Source organism: Paenibacillus mesotrionivorans (assembly GCF_046098205.1).
Lineage (GTDB): Bacteria > Bacillota > Bacilli > Paenibacillales > NBRC-103111 > Paenibacillus_AR > Paenibacillus_AR mesotrionivorans.
On sequence record NZ_JBJURJ010000003.1, the window covers coordinates 68,787 to 89,655 of the forward strand.

Genomic DNA, 20,869 nt, shown 5'->3' on the forward strand with positions numbered 1-20,869 from the left:
GTTTCGGTGCTTATATTACCATCATAGACAGAATGGCATGAAATTATATCCGTATCGTTACGAAACCGAAAGTCCGCCCAAAAAACGGCCGATCCGGTCTGCTGCTTCCTTGAGCATATCCTCACCCTGAACCAGGGCGATCCGCACATACCCCTCCCCATATTGCCCGAATGCATCGCCGGGAATGACGATCACCCCGGTTTCGACGGCAAGCTCTCTTGCGAAGCTGCGGGAGGTAACCCCTCCCGGGACTGGCGCCCATACAAACATCGTCGCCTTGGGCTTCGGGATGATCCAGCCCCACTCCTCCAGCCGCTCAAGCAGAAGATCTCTTCTGGCCTGGTATACCAGGGCATTCCGTCCGCCCAATCCTGAACGGATATCCTCGCGCATAGCTGCAATCCCGGCTTGCTGCACCGCCTCGAACACTCCGTAATCGATATTCGACTTCAGCGCCTTCAGAGAGGATACTGCATCTTCGTTGCCGCTCAGAAATGCAATCCGGCAGCCGGCCATATTGAAGCTTTTGGACAAGGAATGGAATTCCACAGCGGTTTTTTTGGCGTCTTTGATCTCTAGGATGCTGGGGGGACGGTAACCGTCAAAAGCCAGTTCGGAGTAGGCGATATCGTGGATGAGCAGCAGGTCGTGCCTGAATCCAAGATACACCAATTTCTCAAAAAAAGATAGATCGGCCACGGCGGACAAGGGATTGTTGGGATAATTCAGCAGCATAAACGTGCTCTTATCCAGCACCCCGGCCGGAATAGAGTCCAAGTCGGGCAAATAACCAAACTCGGGCAAAAGCGGGACCGGGTACGGCTCCACTCCGGCAAGCACCAGGCTCGCCGAGTAGATAGGATAGCCGGGGTCTGGAACAAGTGCGGTATCGCCGGGATTCGCCACGGCCATAGCCAGATGGGAGAGCCCGTCCTGGGAGCCCATCAAAGCAGTGATTTCCTTATGCGGGTCCAGCTCAACACCGAACCGGAAGCTGTACCAGTCGGCCACTGCCTCCCGGAACGCCAGGCTTCCCTCCGAGGAGGGGTAGCCGAAATTGCCCTTATCCTGCACCGCCTTGACCAGCTCCCGGACGACTGCTTCATCCGGATGCCCGTCAGGGCTGCCAATGCCAAGATCGATGAGGGCAAGGCCCTTCTCCCGTGCTGCCTGTTTCCATTCCGCAACCTCGCTAAATATAGCCGAACCGAGACGGTTCAGCTTGGCGGATCTCCATCTGGTCATTCTCGTGACACTCCCGGTCCCGTCAGGCCCATGCCTGTCTGAATTCCTCTTCATTAAAGCCGACTGTAGCCTTCACGCCATCTGTAACCAGAGGGCGCTTGATCAGTTTGCCGTTCCCTGCCAGAAGCTCCAGCATCTCGTCCTCGTTCATGCCGGGCAGGCGGTCCTTCAGGGACAGCTCCCTGTACACCTGTCCGGAAACGTTGAACAGCTTGCGGATGTCCAAACCGGCCAGGCGGGCCATTTGCCTCAGTGCTTCCTTGCCGGGAGGTTCGGCGGTAATATCCTTAACCTCTGTTGCCACTCCCTGCTCCTTCAGCCACTTCAAGGCATTCCGGCAGGTGCTGCAGGGGGGATACCCATAAAATGTAACCGTCATCAGCTTCATCTTCCTTTACCTAACCGTTACGCCGCATCCGTACGTCGAATAAAATTATCATAACATTTTACCTAAGTCTCGACAACAGTGCCTCCAGATCGGCAGGCAGGGGCGCTTCAAAAACCAGAGGCGTCCGGAATACCGGATGGATAAAGCCCAACCGCGATGCATGAAGGGCATGTCTTCCCCCGGGGTAAGACTCCCGGTCCTCCGGGATGCCGTACATGGCGTCTCCAATCAACGGATGCCCCAGATGAGCCATATGGACCCGGATCTGATGGGTGCGCCCCGTTTCCAGCCGGATCGCCAGAACAGCGGCATCCTCCAGCTGCTCCACCACCCGGTAATGGGTGACAGAGGGGTACCCCGATGGCGTTACAATCCGGTAATGGGGGGAGTCCGGGTTGCGGTCAATGGGTGCATCCACGGTTCCTTCCGGGTGCTCCATGTGGCCACGGACCAGTGCGGTGTATTCCTTTTCCACTTTACCGGCCTTCATCTGTTCAGAAATATGCTGGTGGACATAGGGATTCTTGGCAATGGCCAGAACCCCGGAGGTTTCCCGGTCCAGCCGGTGGACGGGCCGGAAGCGGATGCGCAAGCCACGCTGCTGCCACATATGCACCACGCCATTGGCCAATGTGTTGGACCAGTGTCCGGTGGTGGGATGGACGATGGTGCCGGCCGGTTTGTTGACGATAAGGAGGTGCTCATCCTCAAAAATCACATCCACTGGCAGGTCCTGGGGAAGGATGTCCTCGGAATCCTCCTCCTCCATCCGGACCTCCACCACATCCCCGGTTTTGACGCGCACGCTGGTGTACCGGCGCTCCCCGTTGACGGTAATCCCTTCCTCCGTCAGCTTGATGCGGGACAGAAGCTTGCGGGACAAAGCCATCCTCCGGCGGAGAATGGCCTTCAGCTCCAGGCCGTCATCCCCCTCGGGGACGATATACGTAATCGGCTCATAATAGCTCATGATTTCCTGCGGAATACCTCCCCGCTCCGCTCATATTCCGAATCGGGCACCCCTTCCCGGTGGTTGGCGGCTCTGGCCATGGTGAAGAACAGATCCGACAGCCGGTTCAGGTAGGTCAACACGGGAGGGTTGATTTCCTCGGTCCGGGCCAATGTCACTACCCGGCGCTCGGCTCGGCGGCAGACGGTACGGCAGACGTGGAACAAGGAAGAGGCGGGACTTCCTCCGGGCAGTACAAAGCGGGTAATGTCCGGTGTTTCCCCGTCGTAACGGTCGATCAGCTGCTCCAGCTTCACCGTCATTTCGGGAGTGGCCTTGTACGGCCGCAGCCCCGGCTTGAACAAAGCCAAATCGGAGCCCATATCGAACAGCTCGTTCTGGATCACCTTCATCTCCTGCAGCATATCCTCGTATTTCACCGGGTCCAGACTGGCCATAGCCTGGCCTACGAAGGAGTTCAGCTCGTCCACGGTGCCATAGGCCTCCACCCGGTTGTCGTCCTTATCCACCCGGCCGCCGATAACGCCCGTCTGGCCTGCATCCCCTGTCCGTGTATAAATTCGCATCATTCTTCCTCCTCTCCATTTATTCTATCATCGCATAAATCCGCTCCATATCCAAATGGCTGCGCACATGCTCCGCCAGCCGGTCAATGGCCTCATCCCGGCGTTTGCCGAATTGCAGCAGCTCTTCCTCCGGCGGCCAGCCTCTGTGCATCCGCAGGCGGTTCAACCAGCTTCTGCGCAGGGTGTCATTATGCAAAATACCATGAATGTACGTTCCCCACACCACACCGTCCTCCGATTGTGCTCCTTCGGCGTGGGGCTCCGCCCGTTCCATAGACACGACCGATTCGGACACCCGGAAGGGATGGGACACCGGCTCCAGAAACCGGCTTTCGCCCATATGGATCTCGTAGCCTTCGACAGGATGGAGGTTTTGCTCGGCAAACAGGCTGCCCGTCCCTTCTACCCGGACGGTTTTTTTGACGGGCGTGAAGACCGTTTCTACCGGGAAAAAGTTTAGTCCTTCCGCTTCGTCCCGGTCCGACTCCACATGCCCGGGGTCCAGAAGACGGCGGCCCATCATCTGGTAACCTGCGCAGATGCCCAATATAGCCCTCCCTGCAGCCCGGTGCTCCAGCAGCTTGTCCGCCAACCCGGCGTCGCGCAAGAAGGCCAGGTCATCCATGGTGTTTTTGCTGCCTGGCAGAATCACCGCATCCGGGTTTCCCCATTCCCCCGGATGCTCCACATACCGGAGCTCCACATCCGGCTCCTCGTCCAGCGGGTCAAAATCCGTAAAGTTGGACAAACGGGGCAGACGCAGAACGGCGATGTCCAGCTTGGGTGAGCCGGGTGCTTGGCCGCCGGCGGATGAACCGGAGCCGGCTGCTGCAGATCCTTCAGGCTGCTGCAACGGCGTTCCTGTCCCGCTTTCCTTCAGACTGTTTGCCGCCTTGCGCCGGTTTTGCTCTCTCTTGGTATCCAGCGAGGCGGAATCCTCATCCTCCAGCCCTAGCCGGGGCAAATAAGGAATAACCCCCAGCACAGGCTTGCCGGTGCGCTCCTCCAGCCAGTCCAGACCCGGCTTCAGGAGGGATACATCCCCACGGAATTTATTGATGACAAAGCCTTTGATGCGGTCACGTTCATGGGGCTCCAGAAGCTCCAGCGTACCGACGATGGACGCGAACACACCACCCCTGTCGATGTCCGCCACCAGAATGACCGGAGCATCGGCCCAGCCGGCCAGCCGCATGTTGACAATATCCCGGTCCTTGAGGTTAATTTCGGCAGGGCTGCCCGCACCTTCGATCACCACCAGGCTATAGGTATCCCGAAGGCGGCCCAAGGCCTCCCGCACAATGCCCCCCGCCTCCTCCAGATACTCCTCCCGGTATGCCCGGGCCTCATAATTCCGCAAGGGGCGGCCATGCACCACCACCTGCGCGGTCATATCCTTCACCGGCTTCAGCAGAATCGGGTTCATGTCCGTAGTGGCGGCAATACGGCAGGCATCTGCCTGCAATCCCTGGGCCCGGCCGATTTCCTTGCCGTCCGGAGTCACATAGGAGTTCAGGGACATATTCTGGGACTTAAAGGGAGCCGTGCGGAAGCCGTCCTGTACGAAAATCCGGCATAAGGCGGTGGTCAGGATGCTTTTGCCCACATCAGAGGCGGTCCCTTGAAGCATAATGGTTTTCCCGGCGGGTTTTACTTCCGGTTGCTGCATACGTGACGCCAGCCCCCTCTCAATGGTAAAAGTCTGTATTACGGTAAAATGACAGGTTAATTCAAGCTGCATCGGGATAGGCTCAGGCTCAGGAAAGGTCCAGCAGGTTTTGTGGGCTGTCCCCCCTCATTCTCGGGCTGGCACCGGATTAGCGGAAAGGATTTTCCGCTAACGCAACGCCCGGAGGCGAGAAGCGCAAATAGCGGAAGCATTTTTCCGCTATCCCGTTATCTAAGGGATAGCTACAGGGCAAATCGCGCCAATAACGGAAAATCGTTTCCGTTATGGTAGATGAAATCCCTGAATGGATGGGATTAACGGAAGTCCGCTTCCGCTATCTCGCATTCACACTGACATTCATCTTGGCTTCCACCTTCCCCATTACAGCAAACCTACAGCAAACAAGCATAGCTGGGTTAGCCTATATCCTATCCCCGTCGCCAGCCCGACCAGCTACCCCCGCAAATCCTCCAAACAAGCAGCCAGTGCCGCAACCAGCCTCATATTGTCCTCATGGCTTCGGATAGCCGACCGTCCGTACCTGTCGTCCAGACCCTGATAGGTGGCAGCGCTGCGGATCAGAATGCCTCTGCGCCCCATTGCTTCCTGCAGGCTGTGGATGGTGACGCCCCATTCCGAAGGGATGCGGAACAGCAGGTAGTTGGCGGCACTGGGGGTCGCCCGGAGACCAAGTCCGGTCAGCGCCTGGGTCAACCAGGCCGATTCCTCATGCAGCCAATCCCGGGTTGCCCTTGCGTACTCCTCATCCCCCAGCACGGCCTGCCCGATGCGCTGGGCCAGGCCGTTGACGCTCCATTCCACCTGCAGGCGTTTCATGGCTTCGATCCAGCCCTGGCCTGCCACTGCAAAACCAAGACGCAGACCGGGAACCGTATAGAACTTGGTCATCGAGCGGACCACACACAGCCTGTCCGATTCTGCCGCCTGGCGGATGAAGCTCACTCTCTCTTCCTCACCGGAGAAATCGATGAAAGCCTCATCGAGAATCACCGGCTTCCCTGCAGCCGTCAGCTGGCGGACGAACTCAGGCGGGAGCAGCCGCCCTGTAGGATTGTTGGGATGCCCGAACAGAAACAGTTCGGCCTCCCTGGCAGCCTTTTGCACCTCTGCCAAGCTCCAGACCGGATCAAACTCCCGTTCCGCAGAAAGCGGGATGTCCACGATTCCGGCCCCGGCTCGCTGGGCAGCGGTGGCATATTCCCGGAAGGAAGGCTGCAGAAGCCCTACTGTCCGGGGACTCCGGGACCGCACCGCCAGATCAATGATCTCGGCAGCGCCGTTGCCTGCCAGCACACAAGAGGCGGAAACGCCGTATACCTCACCGATTCGTTGACGCAGCTCCCGGCAATCCGGGTCCGGGTAACGCGATAGCTCCCGCCTCCATTCCTCCTGGATTATCCGCCCCGCCGCCTCCGGCGGACCCAGGGGATTCATGTTGGAGCTAAAGTCCAAAAAGCTGTTTTTATCCAAACCGTACAGCTCCGCCGCCGTCCAGACGTCACCGCCGTGCCCGTGTTTTTCAAGCATCATTTTTCACCGACCTTACTCTATCTTCTTCACAGCAGTCTGCCTGCCAGCAGAATAACCAGCAGCAAAAAGGTTTCCGTCAGCTCATTAATGGCCCCGTAGGTATCCCCCGTCAGACCGCCCAGCCTAGCCGCCAGCCTGCGGGCCAGCAAAACACTGAAGCCGAGAGCCGGCAAACCAAGAGCAATGGCAAAAACTATGCCTGTCTGGACCGCTTCGCCGCTCCAAACCCCCGTACCTGCCGACAACCCCGCAGCCAGGACTGTACAAACGGCCAGCTGCCTGCCGCCAAAGCCGGACAGCAATCCGCCTAATCCTCCACCGGACCGGGCATACGGCCACCAGGCGACAGCTGCCGCCATGCACCACCGGCTCCAGATGGCCACCGCAGGCAATAATCCGACTCCGTTCTGCCAGCCGGACTCCAGCAGGCCCTCCAATAGGGCAAACTTCATCAGCAGCTGCAGCACACAGGCCGCCGCCCCCATAGCTCCAACCCGGCTATCCTTCATAATGGCCAGCATGTCCTCACGGGAACGGTGGCTCAGCACACCGTCCGCCGTGTCCATCAGCCCGTCCAAATGAAAGCCTCCAGTCAGCATCACCCACAGCCCGGTGAGCAAAGCGGCAGCAGGCACAGGGGGCAAAAGCCAGGACAAGCCCCAACCCGCCCCGGCAAGGACAATCCCAATAGCCAGTCCTACCAAGGGGTAACAAACCACACTCCTGCGGAGGACCTTGTTGTTGAAGGGGATGGCCACCGGCACCGGGAAGCGGCTTAGCAGCTGGAACGCCGCCCCGAGGGGATGCATTATTTCCAGCCAGCCTGAATTGCGATTGCGCATAACACACCTCCGGCAATGAAGTACCCCGTTATGTATAAAAGCTTTACAGTTGAGCGGATGTGGGAGCGCCTCAACGGCATCAGAGCCCAGCCCATCACCGCCCGCTGGCTGACGGTGCCGCCGTAGACGTTGCGTCCGCCTAACTGCACCCCCATGGCCCCTGCTACAGCAGACTCGGGATAGCCGCTGTTCGGGCTGGGATGGAGGGCGGCGAAGCTTCTCACCGAACGAAGAGAACGCTTGCCGGACAGACCCGGGGTCAGCCAAGCCGCCAATACCAGCAGCAGTGCCGTGAGCCGGGCCGGCAGCAGGTTCAGCAGATCGTCCAGCCGGGCGGAGGCCCAGCCGAAGTCACGGTAACGTTCATTACGGTACCCTACCATGGAATCCAAGGTGTTGGTTGCCCGGTAGAGAATGGCCAGGGGCGCTCCGCCCAGCAGCGCAAAAAACAGAGGGGAGACCGCTGCATCCACTGTATTTTCCGCCACCGTTTCCACTGCTGCTCGGGTGATCTCCGGTTCGTCCAGCCCGGCCGTATCCCGGCCCACAATGTAGCCGACCCACTTTCTGGCCTCCGCCAGATTCCCTTCCGCCAGGGGGCGGTAAACCTGCATGGCCGCATCCTTCAAACCTTTGAAGGCGATAGTGGTGGAGATAAACCAGACGTTGGCCACCCGGCCAACCCAGGGGTGAACCATGTACAGAGCCGTGATCAGGGCGTACATCAGGCCGGAAGACACCACAACTGTCGTGACGGTTAAAATAATGCCCCTTAACCGCTCCCGCCGGGGAGAGCGCGCTTGAGCCATCTCCGTGCCGGGGGGATATAGACGGGCCTCCAGCCACTTTATCAGCTGCCCCATCAGAATGACAGGATGTTTGGGCCAGGGCGGATCGCCAATGACCCAGTCCACAACCATCGCCGCCAGCACCATCCACAGAATCTCCGCCGGATGATAAAACAACATGAGCCTTTACCGCCTTCCCTTTTGCCGGGATGATGGGGACCCTTGTCCCTCCGGTTCATCAGACTCTTCGGCATCGGAGCGTTGAGCGCTCCTGGAGGCCAGTTCCTTTTGCAGCCGCTTCAGCTCCACGGGAATCCCCGCCGTCACCAGATAAACCTCCTGGCAAATGGCCGCCACACGCCGGTTCATGGCTCCCGCCAGATCCCGGTACAGGCGTCCCAACGGATATTCCGGCACGATCCCGCTCCCTACCTCATTGGTAACCAGCAGCACATGGTGTCTGACCTGCAGCAGCCGTTCAATCAGCCCGTCTATTGCCTCTTCCGCTCGTTGGGCGGCACGCTGGCGGGCTTCCTTGTCCCAGTCGGCTTCTTCCTCAGCAAGAAGAACATTGGTCAGCCACAGGGTGAGGCAGTCCACCAGCACAACCTGAGGGCCTGCCCGATTGGCCGCCCGGTCCAATGCGCGCAGGGCATCGGACAATAACAACGGTTCCTCCAGCGTATGCCAAAAAATATCCTGATCCAGCTCACGTTTTGTGCGGTGGAGGGTGATCCGTTCCTCCATCTCCTCATCGAGCGCCTGGCTCGTGGCAACGTAATAGCCGGTCTCGCTTAATTCAGCCGCGTAGGCTTCGGCGAAGCCGCTTTTGCCGCTTCTGGCTCCGCCTGTAATCAGCACCAGCATGTGGTCCCCACTCCCTTGCCTGTTATGAAGAAATTGTTAATGCCCTTCGCTTCCGCTTACCCCTGCCTGGGCAAAGGTAGCCATCTCGGCCATGATTTTCACCGCTGCCTCTACCAAATGGAAAGCCAACACCGCACCGGTTCCTTCGCCAAGCCGCATATCCAGTCCCAGCATCGGCGAGATGCCGGCTTCCTTTACCAGCAGCGCATGCCCCTGCTCCCCGGACAGATGGGACCCGATCATGTACCCCTTCGCTGCCGGAGCCAGTCTGGCTGCCGTGAGAGCCGCTGCCGTGGAGATGAAACCGTCGATGACAATGGGCTTGCGGGAGGAGGCCGCCCCGAGAATCAGTCCGGTCAACCCGGCGATTTCCAAACCGCCTACCTTGGCCAGCACATCCATCGGGTCCTCGGGATTAGGCAGGTTGGTTTGAAGCGCCTGTTCGATGACTTCAATTTTGCGGACCAGCCGCTGGTCGCTGATGCCTGTGCCTCGACCTGCCGCGGCAGCCGGGGTAATCCCGCCGAAAGCCGCGAGAATCGCCGCACTGGGAGTAGTATTGCCGATGCCCATCTCGCCAGTGGCGAACAGCCCTGTGCCTTGCGCCGCCAGCTCCAGCGCCAGCTCGTAACCGGCCTTTACTGCCGCTTCCGCTTCCTCCCGGGTCATCGCCGCTTCCTTGGCCATATTGCGGGTGCCCCGGCGGATTTTGCGGTTCAAGAGCCCGGGATGCTCCACGTCTCCATTTATACCCATGTCCACACATACCACGTTCGCTCCGGCATGCCGGGCCAGTACATTGACCGCTGCTCCCCCGGCAAGGAAGTTCAGCACCATCTGCCAGGTAACCTCAGACGGAAACGCGCTGACCCCCTCCTCGCATACGCCGTGATCTCCTGCCATCACCACCACCGTTTTGGTGCCCAAGGACGGAGCCAGCTCACCGGTAATGCCGGCCAGCTGCACGGCAATCTCCTCCAGCTTGCCCAGACTGCCCGGAGGTTTGGTCAACTGATCGAGATGCTGCTGCGCCCGTTCCATAGCTCCCTCATCCAACGGCAGAATTCCCGCCGTCATTTCCTCAATACCCTTAACATACGACATGTGTTATGCTCCTTCCTCTATGTAAAAAAATGAACTCTCTCTCCCAGTCTGCCTTCCCTTAAGGGTAATCAACTATGTATCGGCGGCGCTTACGTCCCAACTTCCCACCACTAACCTTCAACTCCGCCGTCACTCTACCCGCTAAGGAAACTCTGCAACTCTTACATCCCAACTTCCCACCACTAACCTTCAACTCCGCCGTCACTCTACCCGCTAAGGGAACTCTGTGACTCTTAGAGGCTGAAAACAAAAGGTTTTCGATTCTAACGGAACTCAGAAGCCCTTACATGGCCCAAAGCTGTCCCTTCGCAGCATTTTCAGCCGCTAAGAGTCGCTCAGTTCCGTTAACGCGCCAAACTCCCCAAATTCCTCGTCTAAGAGCTTCTCAGTTCCGTTACGCGCATAACCCCCGCCGCCGGATTACCTTACCCGCAGGTACCTGCTATAAAGAGCATATTAGTTTGTGGCTGGTTGAGTCCTAGAGGTCGCAGGTTAGTCGTCAAAACACACTAAGTTTGCCAATAACATTCGCTGCGATACCGTATTTCAGGTTAGCGGAAGGCATTGTTGCGCTATCTCCTCCTATATCGGGAAAAGCGGGCAATAGCGGAAGGAAAACTTCCGTTATTGCCCCTGCGGACAAAGGTTTGTTGGCAAAAGGTCTGCAATAGCGGAAAACTGCCTTCCCCTATTGCGCCAATATGGGCGACAGCAGCCGAATAGCGGAAGGTAAGCTTCCGCTAACGTCAGCTTAGCCGGGTGGCCGACCTTCGCCCGGCCCTTCCAATCAGGGGCGGAACAGCGCCCCTCGCCTCCGGCGACCACGGCTCCGGCGGCGTCAGCCCCTTTCCGGCGCCAACGGCCCTGCCGCCTGCCGGCTCAGCCCTCCTCCGGCTGCAGCAAGATCTGCGGTATCCCCGATACCGGATGGGCTACCACAGCCGGGACCGTGCCATAGACCCGGCCGATCAGCGCCGGGTCTATAATCTCCGCCGGCGTGCCCTCGGCCACAATCCGCCCCTGGTGCAGCACCAGCAGGCGGTGGCAGTACTGGGCCGCCAGGTTCAGGTCGTGGAGCACCGCCACGACCGTTAGCCCGTTCTCCCGGTTCCAGCGGGAGACGTAATCCATCATCTGCAGCTGATAGCCGATATCCAGATAGGTGGTCGGCTCGTCCAGGAGCAGCACCCGGGGCTCCTGGGCCATGGCCTTGCCCAGCGCCGTGCGCTGGCGCTCACCGCCGCTCACCTGGTCCAGGGTGCGGTCGGCCAAGGCCATAAGGCCCAGCCGCTCCATAACCTGGTCCAGAAGCCGGTCCACCCCGCCGCTTAGGCGCTTCTGCCCTTCAGTTACCAGCGGTTGCCCTTCGCCTCCGCCCTTCTGCCCTTCAGTTACCAGCGGTTGCCCTTCGCCTCCGCCCTTCTGCCCTTCAGTTACCAGCGGTTGCCCTTCGCCTCCGCCCTTCTGCCCTTCAGTTACCAGCGGTTGCCCTTCGCCTCCAACCTTCTCCCCCGGCGCTGCCCAACCGCGCGCTTCCCCGCCCGAGCGGCGTTCACGCCCCAGCCAGTCCTGATGGGGAAACCGCCCCATCTCCACCACCTGACGCACCGTGAAGCCCACAGGCGGAATCGCCTCCTGCTCCAGCACCGCCATCAGCTGCGCCAGCCTCCGGCGGGAGTACGTCTCCGCCGGACGGCCTTCGATGCGCACCTCGCCGGCATCAGCCCGCTCCACGCCGGAGATCAGCCGCAGCAGTGTGGATTTGCCGCTGCCGTTGGGCCCGATGATACCGTAGATTTCCCCCGGCTTCACCCGGAAGCTCACATCCTGCAGCACCGGAGTGCCGTCATAACCTTTAAAGCAATCCACCGCCTCAATCATGGCGCCCTTTCACCCGCTTTATTCAATATTTTGTTCCGGGTCCCGACAAGGCGTCCGGCAAAGACTCCCATGTATTCGTAATCGGAATTCACCCTGTTACCCAAACTACGTCCCCGACCGGATCTTCCGCTTCTGCAGCAGATAGGCGAAGAACGGCGCACCCAGCAGCGCCGTGACCACACCCAGCGGGATTTCCTTGGGCGACAACACCATCCGGGCCAGCGTATCCGCCCACAGCACATATATCCCGCCCACCAAGGCCGACAGCGGCAGGATAAGCCGGTAATCTGGGCCGACGGTCAACCGCACCAGATGCGGCACCACCAGACCCACGAAGCCGATGACGCCGCACACGGAGACAGCGGCCGCCGTCAGCAGGGTGGAAACCAGCAGTACAATCAGTTTGGTTCGCTCCAGGTCCACACCCATGTAAGCCGCTTGGCGCTCCCCCAGAGCCATCAGGTTCAACTGCCGCACATAGGCGCACAGGATAGCAAATCCAACAACCGCGTACGGGAGTAAAATTTGTGAATAAGACCAGTTGCGCATGGACAGGCTGCCCATGAGCCAATAGAGGATTTCATTAACCACCTGGTTGGACATGCTGACCATCAGCGACACGAAGGAGCTCAGGAAGGCGCTAACCACCACCCCGGAGAGCACCATGGTTTCAATCCGGGTTTTCCCGCCGTGGGAGGAGAGGCGGAATACAGCGCCCAGGGTAAGGGAGCCCGTCAGGAAAGCCACCAGCGGAACCGTCCACTGCCCCAGCGCCTGCTGGTAGCCGAACAGAATCAGGAAGGCTGCGCCGACGGAGCAGCCCGAGGCGACACCCAGGGTGTAAGGGTCGGCCAGCGGATTGCGCAGCACTCCTTGGAACCCGGTGCCCGCCGCCCCCAGAGCAGCCCCCACCAGGATGGCCAGCACTACCCGGGACATCCGGATTTTGAAGATAATCTGCTCATGAGCCGCCGGCCAGTCCGGCGTTATCCAACTGCCCAGCTGCGGTACCCGGGAGAACAGAATGCGCCAGACCTCCGCAAGGGGCAGCCTGGCCGAACCCAGGGACAAGCTCACAATAACGGAGAAAAGAAGGAGCGCAGCCGCTCCTCCTCCCCACACTAAGAGTCGTTTTTTCATGTTATTTGACAACGTCCGGATGAATCGCCTTGGCAATCTCCTTAAGCCCTTGAGTCAGCCGGGGCCCGGACCGGTTGGTCAGATTGGTATCGATGCCGTACATCTTGTTGTTCTTCAGCGCATCGGTAGTCGAGAAGCCGGCTCTGCTCTTGATGGTTTCCGGGAGATTCCCCATGCCTTCACCTACAGAATAGATGATGACCTCAGGGTTAGCCTTCACAATAGCCTCCGGATCAATTTCATACCAGCCTTTTTTGCCGGCACCCACATTGATGCCCCCGGACAGCTCCACCATTTCACTCAGGAATTCCCCATCCCCTACAGTCCAGCCGGGATTAAATTCCATGTACACGCGCTTTTTGGGCGTATCCTTTACCAGGTCCTTCACCTTCTGGATGTCGCTTCTCATGGAATCGGCCACCTTCTTGCTTTGGTCCTGCATATTCATGATCTTGCCGTACAGCTCCACCCGTTCGATAGCCTGCTCCATGCTCTTCGGGTTAATGGCAAATACCTTCACACCCAGGCTGCGGAGAGCCTCCACCGGCTTTTTGTTCAGCGACGAGGAAGCGAATACCACATCCGGATTCAGTGCCAGCACGGATTCCACATTGGTGGTCAAATCGCCCACCTGTGTCTTCTTTTTGGCATCTGCCGGGTAATCACTCCACTTGTCCACACCTACGATACGGTCTCCTGCACCAACAGCGAACAGACTCTCGGTTTCACTGGGAACCAGCGTTACGATCCGCTCGGGTGCCTTCTCGAATACAACCTCCGTATTGGTGGCGTCTGTCACCTTCAGGGGGTAGACGGTTTGCTGGGACGCAGCCGCTCCTGCCGAAGGCGATGCCGCCGTAGCGGGTGTGACCGTAGCCGCCGCTGTGGGGGACGCGCTCCCCTCCGCATTGTCCTTGCTGCCGCAGCCGGTTAAGGCCAGGGATAACGCCAGGACGAGCGCCATAGCCCAGCCTGCGGTTTTCTTGAACTTCGAATCTGCAACCATGTTCATTCCTCCATTTGCGTATTTTCCGCCATTTTAGCCGATGTTCCCATGAAGATTCACGCGAAAAAGCCCCCAGCTCAAAAAACGAGGCCGGAGGCGAGCAAATCAAGGACGTAACGGAATGCAGTCGGCATCCCCATTTAGGTACACATGATTAGCCTGATCCTTTTCCTCGAAGGATTTCGCAGCTTGTACCCAAGGGCAGGTCTCCTGACTTGCGGGTTGAGGCGTATCTGACAACTCGCTTGAGGGCATCTTACACCGCCTTTTCGCCCCATCCTGCGTTACTTTCGTTTGACGTACCACCGGTACGCCTTCACAAAAGTGCCTTGCCTGGAACGAAAATTCAGTATAATCTGCTCCCCTCGGAGTTTTCAGAGACACCTAATAACTCGCCCGGCCTTCCCATTCTGCGCTTCTCGCGCATAAACAGTGGCTTTGGTTCAATGGGCTCATCCCCTGCTCACAGTGGCGGGACCGTGCCGGCTTCTACCGGCTTCCCTATTAACCCTTGCACCGCTGCGGTGCGAAGGGACCCTCGGGTATAGAATCTGTCTAACAATGGATATGGACGGGCGGATGTTCGAAACACCCCTATGTTACCTTTAGAGCCCTCGGGAAGTCAAGGTGAAATGAAGCTCCTGATGCCTAAAGACGCGTGCGGATATACATATAATCATTCAGAAGCAGGTCCAGCCTCTTGCTGATCTCGATCACCTTAGGATCGGTGAGAGACTCCTCCACACTGGCGGCTTGTTCCAGCCGGGTGCGCAGCAGATGGATCTCTTCCTCAAGCCCTACTGCCGTATTGCGGCTGCGCCCCGATAAGGGCTCCACGGCCAAACGGACAGCAGTGTTCGTCATATTCCTGCTTACACGAACCGGAACGGCTTTTGGGTAAGAGCGAATAAACGGACCGGATGCCATTCCAATTCCCTCCCCATGCTTTTGACAAAAGCAGACGGCCTGCCTGAATTGTGCACGATTGCAACCGGTCAAGCCCTACTCCCAATATACCAGTTAATTCCTGAAAAGGGAAGGCGAAATACCCGGTCGGCGGGGAGTTGTACAGGGCTTTTACCCTACTTGTGAAAGCTTTGCCATAAACTTTCCAATCCGTTCCAAAGCCTCCAAAAGCTGATTAATAGAGGTGGCATAGGAGCAGCGCAAAAAGCCCTCTCCGCCCATTCCGAACACATGTCCGGGCACCGCAGCAACCTTCGCATCATTCAGCAGGCGGAAGGCGAACTCCTCCGAGGTAAGACCCGTGGACTCAATGCTTGGGAATGCGTAAAATGCGCCCTGCGGCTCATGACAGGCCATGCCGATATCCCGGAACCCCTTCACTACCAGCCGTCTGCGCTGGTTGTAGGATTCCATCATCCGGTCCTTCTCCTCCATGCCGTTCTTAAGCGCCTCCAGCGCCGCCACCTGGCCCATAATAGGAGCGCACATGACCGTATATTGGTGGATCTTCAGCATGGCAGCGATCAGCTCCCGGTGCCCGCAGATATAGCCCATTCTCCAGCCTGTCATGGCGAAGGCCTTGGAGAAGCCGCTCACCAGGAGCGTCCGGTCCTTCATCCCCGGCAAGGAGGCAAAGCTGCAATGGTTGCGGTCATAGGAAAGCTCCGCATAGATTTCATCGGAAATCACCAGAAGATCATGCTCCTCCACCAGCTTGGCGATAGGCAGCATTTCCTCATAGGTCATAACGCTTCCCGTGGGATTGTTGGGGTAACACAGAATCAGAACCTTGGATTGAGGCGTAATCTTCGCCTTCAGACTTTCGGCGGTCAGCTTGAACCCGTCCTTGGCGAAGGTCTCGATTCCTACCGCCACACCGCCGCCGATGGTTGTAATGGGGCTGTAGGACACATAACACGGCTCCGGGATCAGAATTTCATCCCCCGGGTTGATCAGCGCCCGCAGTGCCAGGTCGATGGCCTCGCTGCCGCCGACGGTGACGATCATTTCATGGGCCGGATCGTAGGCCACATGAAACCGCTCATACAGATATTCCCCAATGGCTTCCCGCAGCTCGGGCATGCCCGCATTGGAGGTATATTGGGTTTTGCCGCGTTCCAGTGAATAGACACAAGCCTCCCGCACATGCCAGGGGGTAACGAAGTCAGGCTCGCCTACCCCCAGGGAGATAATGCCCGCATCCTTGCTGGCGCTCACCAGATCAAAAAACCTGCGAATCCCCGAGGGCGGTATAGCCCTGACCCGGGGGGTTAAATAACGCTCCATGGAATCCAGCTTGGATGTCATGCTTTATCGTAACCTCCACTCGATATAATTACGGGGCAATGACCAGCCGGTTATCATCCTCATGGTCCTCGAACACAACGCCGTCCTGCTTATATTTTTTGAGAATAAAATGGGTTTTAGTTGACAGTACCCGGTCGATGGAGGACAGCCGCTGGGACACGAACGACGCTACTTCCTTCAAGTTATGGCCTTCTACTTCAACCAGCAGGTCATAAGCGCCGGACATCAGATACAGTGTTTTCACTTCAGGGAACAGGTAAATCCGCTCGGCAATGGCATCGAAGCCTCTGCCCCGCTCCGGTGTAATTTGCACCTCAATCAGCGCGGTTACCTTGTCATCCTCCACCTTGCTCCAATTCACAACGGGCGCGTACTTGACAATGACCTTCTCCGCTTCCAGCTCCGCGATGGCCGTCAGCACCTCCTCATGCGGCGCCCCCAGCATGGTCGCGATAAGTTCCGGCGCCCGGCGGGCGTCCTCGTTCAGAATCTCCAGAACCTTGGATTTCAGTTCAGTCATGTTTCGATCAGCTCCCCAGATTAATGGCTTCTTATAATTAGCCGCTTGAAAAAGTTGCTAATGCAGTTCATGTTAACACATGTTTGCCCGTGTTGCCATACAGGTCTTTATTTAAAAAACCGCAACTGTGCAGTTGCGGCTTCGTCTCCCTATGCATGGTTTGCCTTCTCTGTCCATCTGAACCAGGAACGATTCATGTTACCTTATAAGGTAATGGTCTGAAAACCCGCAGGAAACATAAATCCGGCCGCCTGATGCCAATAAATCCGCCCCCTGCTCCTTGGCACTGCAGATTACGTTATATATGGAGCTGACAGCAATAAAGGCCTTATACATTTCATCGGAGAAGTTGTTGGAGCTCAGCTCTTGAAGCAGCGCATGCTGGATCGGATAATAACTGGCAAGCTGACTTTTGTAAACAGTAATATCGGATTCACCCCGATGGATGCTGAAGGATTCCGAATAGTTCAAGCTTGTAAACGCATGTTCAGCGCACATTTCCGGCAGGAAGGTGTACAACTCCTCGGCCAGATGGTGATCGTCGAAGTGGTTTAGCAGGGTGTCATAATAATCCTCATAGCTCCCCTGCTCCACACAGGCACCGTATAACCCGATAGCCTGGCGGGTGAAGCGCGCCAGCTGTTCCTCGGAATAGGGATAGGGCGTATAGGTTTCTTCCTCCTGTCTGAGGAAGAAGAACTGCTTTTGCGAGCTAAACCCCTTCGTGTTCCACTCCCGGACATAGTCCGCCACCATTCCGCTCAGCTCGGGACTTACGATATTATTAATCCTGCATTCGCCAGTGATGTTGTCGCCGTTTTTGGCACCATAGACCTTGATGCAGCAGATCTTCTGGTTGCCGATCCGATCGGCAATTCCTTCCCGGAGGAGCTTCCACAGGGTTGAAGCCTCATGCTCCTGCGGAGTGTCCCCCATACCCACAACATTGCTCTGGTACATTACCCAGCGGTGCGGGGTACCTGCGAATACGGTTTCCAGTTGGGCGGACGGGTTATCCTTAACCATCGCACGGATGCCATCCAGCATGCCGAACAGGAAGCTTCCCTGAGCCATACCCAGCGCCTGCTTCCGGTCACTGCCCAGTGCCGCGGAACATTCGAACAGACGGCGGTCCCAATCGGGGGACTCCACATAAAAATCAAGCACTGCGGTTTGTTCCTTCAATTGGGCGATCTCCGGACGGATGGAAACCCGCCATTCCGGCAGAACCAGTGCTCCGTCCATGATTTCGCATGGTTCGTCCGCAAGAAGGCTTTTCATGCTTATAAGAATAGATTGCGGGTCGTCCAGGGCAAGAGCCTGTTCCTGCTTACTCTGCTTTTTCAGCTTCTTAAAAAACATCTCGACACTTCCTTTACTATGTGGAATGACTGATTGAAGGATAATTTATGCCGGGCACAGAAAAATGGTGGAAATTGTATAATGCTTCATCGGTTGGTTACTGTTTTTTGTTTACACAGAAATGATTACATAAAAAAATGGTATGACATTGAACGTCATACCATCCTCGTATGAATTGTGTAAAAATCCTAAGCCTGATTCAGCTCCTCCTGCTCCGCCACCAGCACGTCTACACCCGTGTCCTGAATACGGGCCAACTCCTCCTCCACCGCGTCCCAGTCCGTGATAAGAGTATCGAATTGGGAAGGTTCGGCCACCTTCAGGAAGCCTTCAAAGCCCACTTTATTGTGGGGCATAAGGGCAATATTCCGTCTGCTGTTTTCAACCACTGCCTGTTGGAATGCGGCAACCTCGGAGGTGCCGTTGGTGAGCCCGCTTTTGGCGGAGAAGCCTGCACCGGTAATGAAGTTCAGATCGAAGTTCATCCTCCGCACAAAATCAATGGCCAACGCATCACGGCAATTGCCTCTTGCCCGGAGCTTGCCTCCGGCGATGTACACATCCACATTCTCCCGGGTGCGCAGCTCATCCGCAATAATGATGGAATTGGTGACCACCGTGAAGGGAATATCCCGGGGCAGGTATTTCAGCATCAGAAACCCTACGGAAGCACTGGTCAAAAAGATAATATGATTCGCCTGGATGAAGGTACATGCCCGTTTGGCAATGGCATCATAGTGAGGGTCAATCTCCTCGATTTCCCGCACCGTCCAATTGGCGGGCGGTTGAAGTCCCACTTTTTGCAAAGGAATAGCCCCGCCATGTGTCCGCTTCAGCAGACCTTTTTCCTCCAGAATCCGCAGATCCCGTCTGGCAGAATCCACCGATACCTGAAAGCCTTCCTGAATATCAGCAATGCTAATCCTACCTCTGGATTCCAATAGCTTAAGAATTTCCTGATGGCGTTCTTCAATAAACATCGGATCACCGCCTGAGTATGATGACTGATCATGGTCGACTCATAACCAGCTATTCATATTATATCATGTTTATTAATGATTTCAATACATTTACATTAACAATCGTTAAATAACATTAAATAGCATGAATGAAACTCTCCTTAACCAGATGGTCATACACCCAATCCTTAATCTGTTGGGCCACCTCCGGCGTCTCCGTATCCGAGGTGTCAATGGTCGGCATCGGCGGATCGTAATCGCTGTCCGCATGTTCGAGCAACCAGGTAGCGAAGGTGATGTGTTCCGTTATCAAACCCTCCTCCCATTTCCTTGCGCGTAGTCTTTCTTCGCGGATGTGGTCATGGCAATGCAAATTGAGGTAATAGATCTTGCTGAAGCAAGAATAATCCACACACTGCTCCACATCCTTGGGCATCATCGTTCCGCAAAGCACAGTCAACCTTCCGCCAGCAGCAATACCGCGCGCCAACCGAAGCCATATATTGCGCTGCTTCTGCCAATCATCGCCTGTAAAAGGGCTCAACCAATCCAGATCAAAAATTTCAAACTCCGGCAGCACTTTCCGCAGCTCCGGAATCACATACGATTTCCCCGACCCGCTGGCCCCTGTCACTATAAATAATGGGAGCTTTCCTTCCATTTTCCCTTCCTCCTCCGGCCATTTTCCAGTTCCATTGTACGAAATCAGATCCAGCAAGGAGTAGGGCAAAGAACGGTAAAACAAAATAATCCTCCATTACCACAAATTCCGCAAGAAGGCAGACAAAAAAAGCACACCCGCATTCTAGCAGATGTACTTTTTCTCCTTCATTTGGTAGAATTATACTTGGAAATAGAAACTAACCCCAATTAGCCATTGTTTCGTCTTTTTCCTGAATACCAATGTTTTTAAATGCATTTCTCATAGCCCTAGTTTCATCTAGAGAAAGCGTTTTCGTGATGCTGCGAATATTCAACGAAGGTTTTTGAAGCTTTTTCAAACGAATCGCCTGATGCAAGTATGGTGACATCTGAACCATTCCCATTTTGGCACCCCTCTTAAAGAAATTTTTGGAATCAATTCCTATATTAATAATATCAGAATTATTAGATTTTGAGAACCGGGATGGTGGGGAATTTGTCCAAAAGGAAGGTTTTTTTGCCCATTTTATTGCTTTTTGTCATTACACAACTGTGGTTCGTGTACATTACCTTATCTGGTCCTTATTTAGGAGCACAAGTGGAAAGAGATAAGAATGACCAATGGGTTGTGAAAAGCATAATAAAAGAAGGCAATGCCTATGGGGACTTGCTGCCCGGCGATGTTATCCTTACTGTCAATGATCAACCCTTGGAGCATAACCCAAGCATTCAAAAATGGCATAATCTCGAACACGCTCTATCTCTTCAAATCCAAAGGCATAACGAAGTGTTAGAATTCGATTATTCAAATGTCCGACTGCGCCATTATGATCTTTCTCCATTGCTTAGCGGAATAATTTGTTTTTTGCTTTCAGGAATCATTTGGCGAAAAATGTCCAACTCTCCCTCTGCTCGATTATTGTCAGTTGTTTTTCTTGTAGGAGGTATTATTTTTATAAGTCAAGGGGCTTCTATACGCAATGATCCTTTAGGAAAAATAACCATTAATACCTTCATGATGATCCTTCCAGTCTGCTTCCTGCAATTCCTGCTTCATTTCTTCAAGGAAAAAAGCAACATTACAATGACCCCTAT

Annotated in this window: 20 protein-coding genes and 1 riboswitch; all 20 genes read right to left on the reverse strand. The window is 56.2% G+C overall.

From position 1 onward, the window contains the following. Nucleotides 1-57: 57 nt before the first annotated feature. Nucleotides 58-1,245 carry an aminotransferase class I/II-fold pyridoxal phosphate-dependent enzyme gene (locus ACI1P1_RS04775; protein ID WP_416215235.1) on the reverse strand — a complete coding sequence of 396 codons (1,188 nt, stop codon included), beginning with the start codon at nt 1,243-1,245 and terminating at the stop codon, nt 58-60. Nucleotides 1,246-1,267: 22 nt separating this feature from the next. Further along, nucleotides 1,268-1,624, reverse strand: a complete 357-nt coding sequence (locus tag ACI1P1_RS04780; RefSeq protein ID WP_416215236.1) for an arsenate reductase family protein — start codon at nt 1,622-1,624, stop codon at nt 1,268-1,270. Between the two features lie 67 nt (nt 1,625-1,691). Further along, the gene (locus ACI1P1_RS04785; protein ID WP_416215237.1) at nt 1,692-2,603 is read right to left on the reverse strand and encodes an RluA family pseudouridine synthase; all 912 of its coding nucleotides are present in this window, start codon (nt 2,601-2,603) and stop codon (nt 1,692-1,694) included. Next, complete coding sequence (locus ACI1P1_RS04790) at nt 2,600-3,169, reverse strand: cob(I)yrinic acid a,c-diamide adenosyltransferase (RefSeq protein WP_416215584.1); 570 nt, start codon at nt 3,167-3,169, stop codon at nt 2,600-2,602. Before ACI1P1_RS04790 ends, ACI1P1_RS04785 begins: the two co-directional genes overlap by 4 nt. A 19-nt stretch (nt 3,170-3,188) precedes the next feature. Next, nucleotides 3,189-4,838 carry a cobyric acid synthase gene (locus ACI1P1_RS04795; protein WP_416215238.1) on the reverse strand — a complete coding sequence of 550 codons (1,650 nt, stop codon included), beginning with the start codon at nt 4,836-4,838 and terminating at the stop codon, nt 3,189-3,191. A 453-nt stretch (nt 4,839-5,291) separates the two neighbouring features. Then, nucleotides 5,292-6,389 (reverse strand): threonine-phosphate decarboxylase CobD, encoded by a 1,098-nt coding sequence (gene cobD / locus ACI1P1_RS04800; RefSeq protein ID WP_416215239.1) that lies wholly within the window; start codon nt 6,387-6,389, stop codon nt 5,292-5,294. 26 nt (nt 6,390-6,415) lie between these two features. Next, nucleotides 6,416-7,231 (reverse strand): adenosylcobinamide-GDP ribazoletransferase, encoded by an 816-nt coding sequence (cobS, locus tag ACI1P1_RS04805; RefSeq protein ID WP_416215240.1) that lies wholly within the window; start codon nt 7,229-7,231, stop codon nt 6,416-6,418. Then, a complete protein-coding gene (gene cbiB, locus ACI1P1_RS04810) occupies nt 7,198-8,199 on the reverse strand; it encodes an adenosylcobinamide-phosphate synthase CbiB (protein WP_416215241.1) in 1,002 nt (333 codons plus the stop codon). The genes cobS and cbiB overlap by 34 nt, the downstream gene beginning before the upstream one ends. 6 nt (nt 8,200-8,205) lie before the next feature. Further along, nucleotides 8,206-8,886 (reverse strand): bifunctional adenosylcobinamide kinase/adenosylcobinamide-phosphate guanylyltransferase, encoded by a 681-nt coding sequence (cobU, locus tag ACI1P1_RS04815; protein WP_416215242.1) that lies wholly within the window; start codon nt 8,884-8,886, stop codon nt 8,206-8,208. Between the two features lie 36 nt (nt 8,887-8,922). Next, complete coding sequence (gene cobT / locus ACI1P1_RS04820; protein WP_416215243.1) at nt 8,923-9,990, reverse strand: nicotinate-nucleotide--dimethylbenzimidazole phosphoribosyltransferase; 1,068 nt, start codon at nt 9,988-9,990, stop codon at nt 8,923-8,925. Between the two features lie 879 nt (nt 9,991-10,869). Next, complete coding sequence (locus ACI1P1_RS04825; RefSeq protein ID WP_416215244.1) at nt 10,870-11,871, reverse strand: ABC transporter ATP-binding protein; 1,002 nt, start codon at nt 11,869-11,871, stop codon at nt 10,870-10,872. A 105-nt stretch (nt 11,872-11,976) separates the two neighbouring features. Next, nucleotides 11,977-13,011: a FecCD family ABC transporter permease gene (locus tag ACI1P1_RS04830; protein ID WP_416215245.1), complete on the reverse strand. Its 1,035-nt coding sequence runs from the start codon at nt 13,009-13,011 to the stop codon at nt 11,977-11,979. A 1-nt stretch (nt 13,012) separates the two neighbouring features. Further along, nucleotides 13,013-14,017 carry an ABC transporter substrate-binding protein gene (locus ACI1P1_RS04835; RefSeq protein WP_416215246.1) on the reverse strand — a complete coding sequence of 335 codons (1,005 nt, stop codon included), beginning with the start codon at nt 14,015-14,017 and terminating at the stop codon, nt 13,013-13,015. A gap of 183 nt (nt 14,018-14,200) precedes the next feature. Next, nucleotides 14,201-14,572, reverse strand: a riboswitch (cobalamin riboswitch). 93 nt (nt 14,573-14,665) lie between these two features. Next, nucleotides 14,666-14,944 (reverse strand): aspartyl-phosphate phosphatase Spo0E family protein, encoded by a 279-nt coding sequence (locus ACI1P1_RS04840; protein WP_416215247.1) that lies wholly within the window; start codon nt 14,942-14,944, stop codon nt 14,666-14,668. 150 nt (nt 14,945-15,094) lie between these two features. Beyond that, complete coding sequence (locus ACI1P1_RS04845; RefSeq protein ID WP_416215248.1) at nt 15,095-16,291, reverse strand: aminotransferase class I/II-fold pyridoxal phosphate-dependent enzyme; 1,197 nt, start codon at nt 16,289-16,291, stop codon at nt 15,095-15,097. Nucleotides 16,292-16,319: 28 nt separating this feature from the next. Continuing rightward, on the reverse strand, nt 16,320-16,811 hold the full coding sequence (locus tag ACI1P1_RS04850; RefSeq protein WP_416215249.1) for an Lrp/AsnC family transcriptional regulator: 492 nt from the start codon (nt 16,809-16,811) through the stop codon (nt 16,320-16,322). A 198-nt stretch (nt 16,812-17,009) separates the two neighbouring features. Further along, nucleotides 17,010-18,173: a DUF6348 family protein gene (locus ACI1P1_RS04855; protein ID WP_416215250.1), complete on the reverse strand. Its 1,164-nt coding sequence runs from the start codon at nt 18,171-18,173 to the stop codon at nt 17,010-17,012. A 188-nt stretch (nt 18,174-18,361) separates the two neighbouring features. Next, a complete protein-coding gene (locus tag ACI1P1_RS04860; protein ID WP_416215251.1) occupies nt 18,362-19,153 on the reverse strand; it encodes a DeoR/GlpR family DNA-binding transcription regulator in 792 nt (263 codons plus the stop codon). A 115-nt stretch (nt 19,154-19,268) separates the two neighbouring features. After that, on the reverse strand, nt 19,269-19,793 hold the full coding sequence (locus tag ACI1P1_RS04865) for a DEAD/DEAH box helicase family protein (RefSeq protein WP_416215252.1): 525 nt from the start codon (nt 19,791-19,793) through the stop codon (nt 19,269-19,271). Nucleotides 19,794-19,992: 199 nt separating this feature from the next. Then, complete coding sequence (locus ACI1P1_RS04870) at nt 19,993-20,178, reverse strand: hypothetical protein (protein WP_416215253.1); 186 nt, start codon at nt 20,176-20,178, stop codon at nt 19,993-19,995. Between the last annotated feature and the right edge of the window lie 691 nt (nt 20,179-20,869).